This window comes from Legionella stuttgartensis (genome assembly GCF_977063405.2).
In genome coordinates, this window is the sequence record NZ_CDRUHA020000056.1 from 134,903 (window position 1) to 146,947 (window position 12,045).

Below are 12,045 nucleotides of genomic sequence, written 5' to 3' on the forward strand. Positions count from 1 at the left end.
AACCTACAATAAAATCATAGGTTCTTTGTATAAAAAGGGTAACAAATGCACAATGTTTCCCAATTGATGGTTGATTATATAAACCAACATAAATGGAGCACAGTTTTTTTCCTAATCTTTGGAATATTTTGGGCTATAACCCTGCCTTATATGGCCTATCTATTAGGAACGATCATCGATCAAATCAAAAACAATGGTTTAAATGGAATGTCAATTTGGTTTGTCGCAGGTGTTCCAGTGGGTTTGTATATCACTATTCATATCTTACGTAGTCTTGGCTATTATGTTCATGCACTGTTCATGTTGTTCAGCATGACAGCCCATAAGTCGCACATGATAAATAAACTATTTTCCCATTTAACGGATCAATCCATTGCCTACTTTGAGCATCAACAATCAGGGTTTCTTTCCAATAAAGTGACCAATGCATGCATTAGCCTTGAACCCATAGCGCAAAATATCTTTACAATTATTTTCCCACAATCACTAGCCATCTTAATCACGGGGATCCTTCTTTCTACAGTGGTTCCCTATTTTGGCTTGGTGTTATGGATTTGGGGGAGTGCTATTATCATTTATACCTATCGAGCAGCCAAAATTGGCCGTGAAAAAGCTTCAATTTTTGCTAATGCATGCAGCCTCTTTAATGGACATATGATCGATGTGGTAACGAATATTCAAACGGTAATCCAAAATGTGACCATTGAAAGCGAATCAAATTTATTGCAAAAAAACATAGACAATTTAGTTAAAACCGAACGTATTCGGAATAAGCATGCGGCGAAAGTAATGCTCATTCAACATTTAGCAATGAATGGATTAGTTGCTTTTTACTTGATTGGTTCTGTCATAGGCTATGAATATAAGTTGGTTAGTGTTGGAGAACTTGTATTTGTGATGACTTCTGTAACCGCAATCGCAGGACTAACCAATAGTCTGGGCAATGCTTTTCTAGAACTCATTTATAACCTTGGCTTGATAAAAGATGGATTAAGTCTGTTAGAAGATAATCCTGATGTCCAAGACAAGGAAAATGCAATAAACCATATTATCCAAGATGGGGAAATAAACATTCAAAATGTATCATTTGCTTATCCAAAAATGCTTTCGGTATTTAATGACTTTAGTTTAACTATTCCTGCCAAACAAAAAATTGGTATCGTTGGAAGTTCTGGAGCAGGCAAAACAACATTAATTAAATTATTAATGCGATTGTATGATACAACATCTGGAGCTATTTATATTGATGGGATTGATATCACGGATTTTAAAAAAACGTCACTTCGCTCTCAAATCTCAACTGTATCTCAACATCTCAATTTATTTCATCGCAGTATCTTTGAGAATATTGCCTATGGTTGTGGAAAAGTAACTAAAGAGGAGGTAATTGAAGCAGCCAAAAAAGCAAATTGTCATGAGTTCATTATGAAACTAGAGCAAGGCTATGATACGGTTATTGGTGAGCAAGGTGTGAAATTATCAGGAGGTCAAAGACAAAGAGTTGCTATTGCTCGCGCCATTTTAAAAGATTCGCCCATCTTATTGCTTGATGAAGCCACCTCCGCACTTGATTCAGTCACTGAACAAGCTATTCAGCGAGCACTAGAAACTTTGATTTTAGATAAAACAGCCATTATTGTGGCTCATCGTCTCTCGACATTGAAAGCTATGGATAAAATTATTGTGCTTGAAAATGGTAAAGTGGTTGAGTCAGGCTCACATCAAGAATTGATCGATGCAAAAAAAGTATACTATGAATATTGGAGCCATCAATCGAATGGATTCATCAAATAATTTTCATCTAGTTATATCAAAAATCCCAAATATCTATCCATCATGAAGGCAAACTTATTGAGTTTTATGCTGAATAATAATTATTAAGAAGTATGCAATGTATAGAGTGACTCCTATAATGAAACCTGAAGAGTTGATGGCAAAAGAGCAACTCTTCTATTTCAATAGTATGAGGCATAGATTGTTTGGATAGCCCCCCTTTTATATGCCAACTATTTATATTTAAGAAGTTGATTTATATCTGGTTCCGCTTCAACAATATTATCTAGATTATTAATACTCTCATTTTTATCCTTAACTGCTTCTATTTCTGAGTTCTTTAAATTTTTTTCTTCATCTAAGACTTGTTTGGACGCACCTAAAAAAGACCATTTCTTTGATTTATCGCTAGATTTTTGCGCATCACTAGCTGTTTTCGATTTCATATTAACTCCTTGTGAATAAATTATGACATTGGATCAGGTTATATATTAAACTAAGTATATAGGTAAATTATACTTTAAATGCCAAAGAAGCATCTTCCGTTGGATATTTAAGTTCGAAACCCCTCTCAATTAAAGGACCAAAATATTCGTCAGTTGCACGAACCGGTTTTTCTATATATAAAGATTCACCTGGTCTTGCTTTAGGATTAATGTTTTCTTTTTTAATCCAATTTTGCATCATTTCCTCATTATAAATAATAATCTCTTTCTCTCTCATATTAACCGAAGCAAACATAGTTAATTCTCTTGTAGGACTATTGTTATCAAAAATCGCCACAGATACATTAGAACCCATTAATTCCTCTTGATTTAATGACTTCATCATTTCTCCAGGAACAGCTTGATGAGATCCTAGTAATCCCTCTGTATGCTCGTATCGTTGTGTATCTATCCCTCGACCATGTGCTCGTCCGATTGCAGCAGCTGCATCAGTAGAAATCGCGACAATATCTACTTCCCCATAGCGTTGATTCGCCTCTCTAAGCTCATCGGGTTTTAATTTGGTTTGATCATGAAGGAAACAAGGATACCTTTTTCCACCCAATTCACTGCTTTTTTTTGCAATAATTTGCATCACTCTTTCTTTAACCAATAAGGCTTCTTCATAGGTAAATTGAGAATATCTCAGGGGATCCACTTCTGGTTTTTGCAGAAAAGGCTTCAGTCTATCCGCATTATGATGAACGAGTTGATTCCATGCAACAGATTGGGGTTCATATTGTCCTATAACTTTTGCCACGAGTTTAAGACAACTTCCTTTTCCAGAAGCAACTCCTCCAGTAGTAAATAATGCTACGGCTCGTTCTTTTTCTAGATACTCTAATGGCTCTAAATCACCTTGTTCACAAAGATCATGAATAACACTGGTTACAATAGGTTCAATTATTGCCCGTGCTCTTTGAGTATAAATCGATGCCATAGCTCGCTGAGCGCATATCGTTTTAAGTAGTTGTTTATTGCTTTCCCAGGGTTCCTTTCCTGAAATTGACGAATAAAATGATTTCATGGACTCCAACTCATCAGAGGAAAAAGGGTATTTTTCTTTTAATTTTCCAAGTTCTAAGTCATCAAAAAATTTTATAATATCTACGTAGAGATGGGCATGTAATATAGTTATTTTAGAAGTAATTCCATCATATACCTCTCCCTCTAATTTTTTTTGTACTTTGGTAAAAGCATGTCCAAATGTATCCATTTCATCATCAACATGCTTATCCAATTTTATGGTTGCTTGTAACTGAGCGAGTATCTCATGTTCAATAAGTCGCTCTGGATACAAACATACTAAATTTCTAACCATTTCTTTGGGAAAGGCAACCATAGTTTGTTCTAATAACTCAATGGAATGTTCATCGTTACCTGAACTAGAATAAGCTATTATGGTAAAATCTTTTGGAGTAACTTCCTGTTTTGACTTTATTCTTTCTTTTAGTTCAACTGTCGGCACAAAGAATCGCCCTTCATATGATGTTTTGACCACCTTTGATAACATTAAACACCCTTTGAATAATTAAAGAGCTTATATAGTATAATATGTAGATTAAGTGCACATTAAGAGCTCATTAAGTATTTTTGATGTAACATGGATGTGGCTTGATGAGGCATACAGGGGAAATGTGTCATAAAATGTTTACTTTTAGATGCTTAACCCATTATCTTCAATCTTTCCCTGTAGGTTATTTTTAACAAATAAAATCCTAGCGCTAATTGACGAAGAGAGTTTAAATTTAAAGGCGGATCCATAAGGACTAGCGCTTTCACCATGGAGGGTTGAGTTGCAGCAAGCATCCCTCCAATCATTGCCCCTAAAGAATGTCCAATTAATAGTACAGGTTCTTTTATCACCTCTTGGATGAAAAATTGAATATCTGCCAAATAATCATCCAAAAAGTAATGACCTGTTTTTTTTTGGGATTTGCCATGACCACGAAAATCCGGAGCATAAACATGAAAAAAGGTACGTAGCTCGAGCGATATGGACGAAAGAGATTGCCATCGATGTGTGGCTCCATGAAGCAATAACAGCGGCATACCATTATTAGGCCCCTTGCATAATTAATCTGAGCCAAATGATTATGATGCAAATATTCTTTCATTCGAACCTCTAGAAAACTATTAAATAAACAAATCAACATGTGTTCTTATTCTCTGTGTCTAATTATAGTCAAATACAAATAAAGGTTTAAAAAGCTGGTCAAATGAGTAATTTATAAATTTGGACGTTTAGTAGTTTGATCTTGGAGGCGTTTAAAGTTCTTAACGTTGAATTAAACGTTTCGACGATATCACAGTATCCTTCATACCATACGCCTCTATTGTAAACACAAATAAACTGTGCAATTTTTTATCAGTTTTCTCGAATGAGATCTATAATTAAATAATACCAAACATTATTGTATGGTATTGAATGAGGGATTATGGAAAAGATCTTTGATTATAACAAAATAAGTCTTAGCCAAAAAATTATGATGATGTATGTATTTTTAGTCGTATTTAATCTTGTAGTATGGCTTTGGACTTTTTACGCATTTTATAATTCACCCTTGCTATTTGGAGCTGCGGTGATGGCCTATAGTTTTGGCTTGCGCCACGCGGTAGATGCCGACCATATTGCAGCAATTGATAATGTTACACGTAAAATGACGCAAGAAGGAAAAAAACCGGTTGGGGTAGGTTTCTTTTTCTCCCTAGGCCATTCTTCTGTTGTTCTCATAGCAACTATAGTAATCGCCTTATCTACTAAAGCATTCATGAATTCCAACTGGGCTCAATGGCATGAAATTGGAGGTATACTTTGTACTTCATTCTCTGCCATATTTCTTTTATTTATAGCCTTAATAAACGTTATTATTTTTCTTGATATCTATAGGATTTTTAAACAACTTCGTCAAGGGAAGATATTGACCGAAAAGGATACTAATGAAGTAATTGATCAACAAGGATTTCTTGTTAAACGTTTTCGTAGATTCATCAGTCTCATTTCTCACAGTTGGCAAATGTTCCCTTTAGGACTGCTCTTTGGGATTGGTTTTGACACCGCAACTGAAATAGGTCTTCTTGGACTATCAGCCTCACAAGCAGCGAATGGGATTTCAATATGGTCCATACTTTTATTTCCTGCTCTTTTCACGGCGGGTATGGCACTTATTGATACAAGTGATGGGGTTTTAATGTTAGGCGCTTACAGATGGGCGTTTTTTAATCCAGTGAAAAAGCTTTATTACAATTTAACGATCACACTCGCTTCAGCTCTGGTTGCTTTTTTTATTGGAGGAATAGAGGCATTGCATTTAATAGCCGAAAAATCGGGTTTAAAAGGTTCACTTTGGGATTTCATTAATCAACAGAATGCACGATTTAATAGTATCGGTTTTTTCATTGTTTTGTTTTTTATTCTGAGTTGGATTATCTCGATTCTTATTTACAGATGGATGAATTTTGCGGTTTTGGAACAAAGAGTCGAGCAACAGAGTAAAGTAGTTTGGAAATAGGAGGATATTAATATGTCTCACGCAGCAGAAAATTACACATCTTTAGTGGAGATAATTAGGAAACTTGTTCCCGTATCACGGGGGGAGATGGACTTACCCTTTTCATTAACCCCTGAAGCTGCTCAAGCGATACTCCATGTAGTTCATGATATTGGTGGTCAACCCGATGGTCCTCTTGATAAGTCTCTTCATGATACCGAACTTTGGGAAATGTATACACATGCGACTGCTGAATGCTTGGCTTGGAGAGGTCATTGGGTTTCAGAAGAGCGTAGACGGCGTGAAAATGACTTGGGTGTAACTCTCTATTGTGGAACACCTTATTACGCTCGCTGGTTATTGGCTGCAACGAAAATGTTACTTGATAAAGGCTTGATAACCCCGGATGAATTGATGTTGAAATTAGATCAAATTAAGAAACGTGAGGAGGCCTGTAAATGAGCACTAAATATAAGGTTGGCGATAAAGTAAAGGTTATTGATTTACCCTCACTCTTTCATACACGAACTCAGGGATATACTCGCGGAAAAATAGGCGAAGTCGTTATGATTAGACCCTCTTGGGTTATTCCAGAAGATGAAGCATGGGGTAGATATGAAGGACGAAGAGAGCCCTTTTATATGGTTCGTTTTAAAATGACAGAGCTGTGGGAAGACTACGGCGGTCCCGCCAATGATACGTTAGAAACAGAACTATCTGAGCGATGGATTGAGAAAATATAAATATATTTTTGGAGAATTTCATGACAAAGAAAGCTAAAAACTCAACTTGTTGCGAGGGACACGATCATCATCATGAACACAATCATGGAGATGAGTATGTCAATCTGCACCCGATAAAAGAGCGTGAAGAAGCTGAAGAGTTTACTATTTTAGAAGCAGCAATACGTGAACTATGTATTGAGAAGGGTTTATTTACGGCAGACGATCATCGTCGTTTTGTGGAATGGTATGAAAGTATAGGCCCTATGGGTGGCGCTCGCTTGGTTGCTCGCGCTTGGGTGGATCCTGAGTTTAAAAAAAGATTACTCAAGGATGCAGTAGCTGCATGCCTTGAAATAGGTATCGATTGGCTCAAACCCACTGGCGAAGGAACACCCAGTGACTATACATTCTTACTGGTATGCGAGAATACCCCAAAAGTTCATCATACTATGGTATGTACACTGTGTTCTTGTTACCCAAGACCACTACTCGGCACATCACCAGCTTGGTATGAACGCATGAATTATCGCCGTAGAATGGTACGTTGGCCTCGCCAGCTTCTTGCTGAATTTGGCACAATTATACCCGAGGATGTTGAGGTAAGGGTTCATGATTCCAATCAAAAAACTCGTTATGTAGTTTTACCTATGCGACCTGAAGGTACTGAGAACTGGACCGAGGAACAACTTCAAACGATAGTTACACGTGACACTCTGATAGGAGTAACTATACCTAAAATTGAACGGTTGAAGGATTCTCATCCAGGGAATCAGAAATGAAGATAATCGCTTTTGACAACTGCTCTGAAAATCGGTTCAGTTGTCAAAAGTGTGTTCCATGTCCTTGCTATCAAAATCTTACCCTTATAACTTATAAGCAGTAAGAAACAAACGGCCTTATAAGAACTATCAATACATTAATCTATATTTGAATTTATTGCCTCTCTTTTAGACAAAAACGTCAGTAGCTGCTATACCTTATCGTAAGTCTATAAATTAAGGAAGAATCATGAACTGGATTATTCGACTAACTTTATTTCCTCTCTTCTTATTACTAAGTTTTTCGGCTTTAGGTGCTGAGTGCAAAGGCAATGCCGAACATTTTGAATCGGGAACAGCAAATCATGAGAAATGGAGATTAATCGGTAATAGTTATAGCAAATCCACCAGACAAGCAATTTTATTTAATGAATTTAAAGGAGGAATCGTAAAACTCCCTAAAGGCCACAACCATCCCAAACACTTCTATAAACAGAAGTTACTGGTTGTCATCATGGAGGGAACGCTTCACCTTCATCTTAATGGTAAAACAACGACCTATAAAAAGGGAGAATATTTTATTCTACCCGCTTACACTTGTTTTAGTAGCCATACTAAAACTGGTGCAACAATAGTCATTGTGGGGGCGAAACCTGGAGATAGTTATCCTGCTAGTAAGGAATAACTAGGCAACTACTTTGTCCAATACGAAGGGCTTAACTATTGGGGCCCTTCTAACAAAGTAGGCTTAAGCAGGAAAACATACATATATTCAGCCACCTCATCAACTAAATGAAAACTTTGGTAAAAGAGTAATCTATGGTTGGGATACAAAGGAAGAACTAAAGTCGCCGCTTGCTCCCCATACTGTAATTGTCGGTGCAAAAAAGATTACTAATGAGTCTTACGTATATTTTTTAGATCCACAGATGGCAGTTCGGAGAATAATCCGAAGAAATTGTATAAATTTCCGTAGGGAAGATTATTACTCAATATTCGTAATCTTCATAGCCAAAATTTATTTGAGACCGGCACATCAAATAAAACTAATATTTCCGGGCCTTTTGCTTATCAAAATGAAAAAAAGATAAGCTATGTAAAAGAATTTTATGACTCATTAGAAACGTTTCTTGCAAATGACTCTATCGATGAAGGAACAATGCAGCATTCAGGGCTTATAATTGCGTAGAATAGATACATAGGTTTGGTTAGACTGGGCAACAAACTCAATCCAATTCATTCCTATTGAGATTTTTATACATAGCGTAATCAAGCCTAGAGGGAAGCCAATAATTTTGGTTATTTATCGATGGGGACAGCCAGGCCAATAACAAGGACGGCGCTTACCTTTTTTAAGGTCATTACATGCCTTCTCAATTCGTGGCTCCCTGGTCTCCTGTTTTTTGGCAGACTCAATCCAACATATCCATTCATTACGCGCAAGCGATGTAATATCTTCCCAAGGCAACCAGCGCTTTAATGTCAGAAGATAATGCGTTTTGAAAACCCATGGTACTTTATGTACTAGAGCAATCGCACTTTTTTCGAGTCATAAATTTAGTCCAAAATATCAAATTCATACGGTTGTTTATGAAAAAACTATATCAACCAATTATTGAGGGATTGATACACTATCACTATTAATTTTAATAGGGATACTTTATTAAAACTAAATGATATCCTTAAATGAAGAAATCTTAGGTCTGATTATCAAAAGAGCCCACCAATGAGAGCTAGATTATTTAAATTGTTAAAATCACTCACTAAGCTTGTTTGCTTATCTCTTGTAATTTTACTCGGGTTAAGGATATTTGATTCACAGCGTGGCCCCTCCTTAGAACTATGGCATACTTATGTCCCCAAAGAACTACATGCGAAAGAACTAGATAAAATTAATTGGTTCCAATACATAAAAATAGAAAATGCTCTTTTTGATACGATACGAATTGAAGTAACTGAAAAATTAAACAGCAACGAGCGTGTTCCGATTAATCGATATTTCGCCGGAAGCCCAGTTTATCCCGAAAAATTTTCCACTGATTGGAATCGGTCTTATATACTTGAACCGCAAAGTCCCCCTGTTGGGGCGGTTGTATTTTTACATGGACTAACTGATTCACCTTATAGTCTGCGTCATATTGCCAGACGATATGTCGCCCATGGTTATGTTGCCATTGCTATTAGACTACCTGCTCACGGCACAGTACCTGCTGCCCTAACGGATGTGAAATGGGAAGATTGGTTAGCTGCAACCAGGCTTGCCATACGTGAAGCTCGAAGACGCATAGGTCCCTCTAAACCTCTTCATCTCGTAGGTTTTTCTAATGGCGGAGCACTGGTATTAAAATATGCTCTTGATTCTCTTGAAAATAAACAATTAGCACGACCGGACAGAATTATCTTAATTTCACCCATGATAGGAATCACCCGCTTCGCTCGCTTTGTGGGATTTGCGGCCCTACCGGCTATCTTGCCACCATTTGCAAAAGCAGCTTGGCTCAGTATACTTCCTGAATTCAATCCATTTAAATACAATTCTTTTCCAGTTAATGGAGCACGTCAATCTCATCGTTTAACTGCAGAATTACAACAACAAATAGTTCGTCTTGCCAATGAAAATCGACTAATCGAACTTCCACCTGTATTGACGTTCCAGTCTGTAATGGATTTTACAGTGAGTACTCGTGCAATAATTACTGCTTTTTATGCCAACCTTCCTGCAAATGGTAGTGAATTAGTATTATTTGATTTGAATCGAGCTGCTAAATTGGGTCTTTTATTACGTCCTTCCGCAGATATGGCAGTGACAAAGCTTTTAAATGCCCCTCCGCGAAAATTTCGCACCGTAATCATCACTAATGCGAATCTGGACAGTATCGATGCTGTCGAACGAGTCACTGAAGCTGGAACAGTAAATGAACGTGTTTCCCCTATAGGATTGGCTTATCCACCCGATGTTTACTCCTTGTCACACGTTGCTATACCGTTCCCTGTAACCGATAGTCTATATGGCATTTCCTCCGAAACGAAAAAATATGGTATTCAATTAGGAACCACCGCTTCGCGGGGTGAACGAAATGTACTTATCATGAGTTTGGATTCAATCCTTAGACTTTCATCCAATCCGTTTTTCCCCTACATGATTAAGCGAATAGAAGAATATATTCCCTCAACTCCGAATCACGCAACAAGTAGAGTGCATCAATGAAATTTAATGTATATATTAAAATTTTAACTGCATTCTTTGTGATATTTTTAATTTTTGCTTTGGCATTTTTTAAATATTTAAAGTCGGTTGAGTCAGCGATTGTTAATAATGCAGGGAAAACGATGTCACAAGGACTTTTAATTAGTTTAGAAAATAAATTAATTACTAATCCAACATCAAACTGGAACGATATAATAAAGAAAGAAACGAATAATGATGTCCATATCATAGCGATCGACCGCCTGAATCTCACCTCTTCACAAAATAATCAGTTAAAGAGTGGTGAGATAATTTACTTATCAGGTACAACTTACCAATTTCTCAACTTAGTACTCGTACAACATACCGCATATAAAGAAATTGGCGACAGTTCTTACGCTTTAGCTTATTATTTTTCGGATCCAGGCCAAGTCATTTTTCATTATATGACCCCTACTTTAAAACAAATCGTTAAACATTTACTATCAAAGCCCCAAAATACCTGGGCTAAAGAACTATTAAATTTAGAAAAAATATATGGTTTCCCACTTCATGTTTATAAAACCAATAGTAAACTCCTGCCAAGTACTATAACTAATTCTTTATTAACAGATCGTCTTGCATTTGAAACAAATAAAAATTCGTCACAAATTAGTAGTCTCTACTATGGTTTTAGGGGTGGAATACTCAAAATTGGCCCACTTAACTACCTGCCAGTTACAACAAGAATTAGTGATGTAATGTACTATTTTATCTTAGCTTTCTTTTTCTTATCTCTTTGTCTTATTACATTTTTTTCTCTGCTTTTTGTGAAAAACATGAAGAAGGTATACCAGATAACAAAGCACTTTAGTCAAGGGAACTTCGACTTTCATCAGAAAATAGGGACCACATCTGTTTTGTATGGGCTTTATATAAATATCATCCACATGGGTGGGAGATTAAAAGAGCTCATTGAATCACATAAACAACTGTGCCGATTTGTCGCACATGAAATTAGAACGCCTTTGTCAACCATACAAATGGCGGCAGAGAATATCAAAAGGAACAACGCAGAAGATGGATTACTCAATAAACAAGTAAACAGCATCCAGGAAGATATTGCTGATATGAACCGCATCGTAAGCACCTTCTTAATCTACTCAAAAATGCATTCAAGTGAATTAAAATTAAAACAATCCAGAACAGATATCATAGTATGGTTAAGGATGTTATTAGAACCTTACTCTTCATCAAGATTTGAAATTACATTTCATGTTACGGAGTTAAATTATTTAGAAGCGTACATCGACAAAAATATTTTAAAACATGCAGTTACTAATTTGATTACAAATGCCATGAAATTTGCAGTGCGTCACATTTCTTTGACCCTATCCCAGGATGATAATCATATTTTCATTCACGTCGATGATGATGGCCCAGGTTTACCCCATGATAGTGTGGAGGACATTTTTTCTGAATATACCATTGCTAAAAACGTCGAAATTGGAGATAAACATATTGGGTTAGGCTTAGCTATTGTTAAGAAAGTTGTTACTCTACATGCAGGAAAAGTCATGGCTACACAATCACCGATATTAAACGGCGCACGATTCACAATTGAGCTACCAAGACAAAGTGTTTAAT

12 protein-coding genes are annotated in these 12,045 nt (G+C 36.5%); 8 read left to right on the forward strand and 4 right to left on the reverse strand.

What is annotated here, in order from left to right:
* Positions 1-45: 45 nt before the first annotated feature.
* Positions 46-1,794 (forward strand): ABC transporter ATP-binding protein, encoded by a 1,749-nt coding sequence (locus ACWTEW_RS14920; RefSeq protein ID WP_454782444.1) that lies wholly within the window; start codon positions 46-48, stop codon positions 1,792-1,794.
* 212 nt (positions 1,795-2,006) lie between these two features.
* On the opposite strand, the gene ACWTEW_RS14925 is transcribed toward ACWTEW_RS14920, so the two are convergent.
* The 3 genes from ACWTEW_RS14925 to ACWTEW_RS14935 form a co-directional block, all read right to left on the reverse strand.
* Complete coding sequence (locus ACWTEW_RS14925) at positions 2,007-2,219, reverse strand: hypothetical protein (protein WP_454782445.1); 213 nt, start codon at positions 2,217-2,219, stop codon at positions 2,007-2,009.
* A gap of 67 nt (positions 2,220-2,286) precedes the next feature.
* Positions 2,287-3,771, reverse strand: coding sequence for a hypothetical protein (locus ACWTEW_RS14930; protein WP_454782446.1), 1,485 nt, complete (start codon positions 3,769-3,771; stop codon positions 2,287-2,289).
* Positions 3,772-3,923: 152 nt separating this feature from the next.
* Positions 3,924-4,310: an alpha/beta fold hydrolase gene (locus ACWTEW_RS14935; RefSeq protein ID WP_454782447.1), complete on the reverse strand. Its 387-nt coding sequence runs from the start codon at positions 4,308-4,310 to the stop codon at positions 3,924-3,926.
* 386 nt (positions 4,311-4,696) lie between these two features.
* On the opposite strand from ACWTEW_RS14935, the gene ACWTEW_RS14940 reads away from it, so the two are divergent.
* The 5 genes from ACWTEW_RS14940 (at position 4,697) to ACWTEW_RS14960 (ending at position 7,917) form a co-directional block, all read left to right on the forward strand.
* A complete protein-coding gene (locus ACWTEW_RS14940) occupies positions 4,697-5,770 on the forward strand; it encodes a HoxN/HupN/NixA family nickel/cobalt transporter (RefSeq protein ID WP_454782448.1) in 1,074 nt (357 codons plus the stop codon).
* 12 nt (positions 5,771-5,782) lie between these two features.
* Positions 5,783-6,211, forward strand: a complete 429-nt coding sequence (locus tag ACWTEW_RS14945; protein ID WP_454782449.1) for a hypothetical protein — start codon at positions 5,783-5,785, stop codon at positions 6,209-6,211.
* Positions 6,208-6,492 carry an SH3-like domain-containing protein gene (locus ACWTEW_RS14950; protein ID WP_454782450.1) on the forward strand — a complete coding sequence of 95 codons (285 nt, stop codon included), beginning with the start codon at positions 6,208-6,210 and terminating at the stop codon, positions 6,490-6,492. The genes ACWTEW_RS14945 and ACWTEW_RS14950 overlap by 4 nt, the downstream gene beginning before the upstream one ends.
* A gap of 20 nt (positions 6,493-6,512) precedes the next feature.
* On the forward strand, positions 6,513-7,253 hold the full coding sequence (scnC, locus tag ACWTEW_RS14955; RefSeq protein ID WP_454782451.1) for a thiocyanate hydrolase subunit gamma: 741 nt from the start codon (positions 6,513-6,515) through the stop codon (positions 7,251-7,253).
* Between the two features lie 229 nt (positions 7,254-7,482).
* Entirely contained in the window at positions 7,483-7,917 is a 435-nt protein-coding gene (locus tag ACWTEW_RS14960) for a cupin domain-containing protein (RefSeq protein ID WP_454782452.1), read from the forward strand.
* A 618-nt stretch (positions 7,918-8,535) separates the two neighbouring features.
* Here the strand turns inward: ACWTEW_RS14960 and ACWTEW_RS14965 are convergent.
* Positions 8,536-8,700 carry a YdeI/OmpD-associated family protein gene (locus ACWTEW_RS14965; RefSeq protein WP_454782453.1) on the reverse strand — a complete coding sequence of 55 codons (165 nt, stop codon included), beginning with the start codon at positions 8,698-8,700 and terminating at the stop codon, positions 8,536-8,538.
* Between the two features lie 258 nt (positions 8,701-8,958).
* Here ACWTEW_RS14965 and ACWTEW_RS14970 point away from each other — a divergent pair, with 258 nt between their 5' ends.
* Positions 8,959-10,440, forward strand: a complete 1,482-nt coding sequence (locus ACWTEW_RS14970) for an alpha/beta hydrolase (protein ID WP_454782454.1) — start codon at positions 8,959-8,961, stop codon at positions 10,438-10,440.
* Positions 10,437-12,044: a sensor histidine kinase gene (locus ACWTEW_RS14975; RefSeq protein WP_454782455.1), complete on the forward strand. Its 1,608-nt coding sequence runs from the start codon at positions 10,437-10,439 to the stop codon at positions 12,042-12,044. The genes ACWTEW_RS14970 and ACWTEW_RS14975 overlap by 4 nt, the downstream gene beginning before the upstream one ends.
* Position 12,045 lies beyond the last annotated feature (1 nt).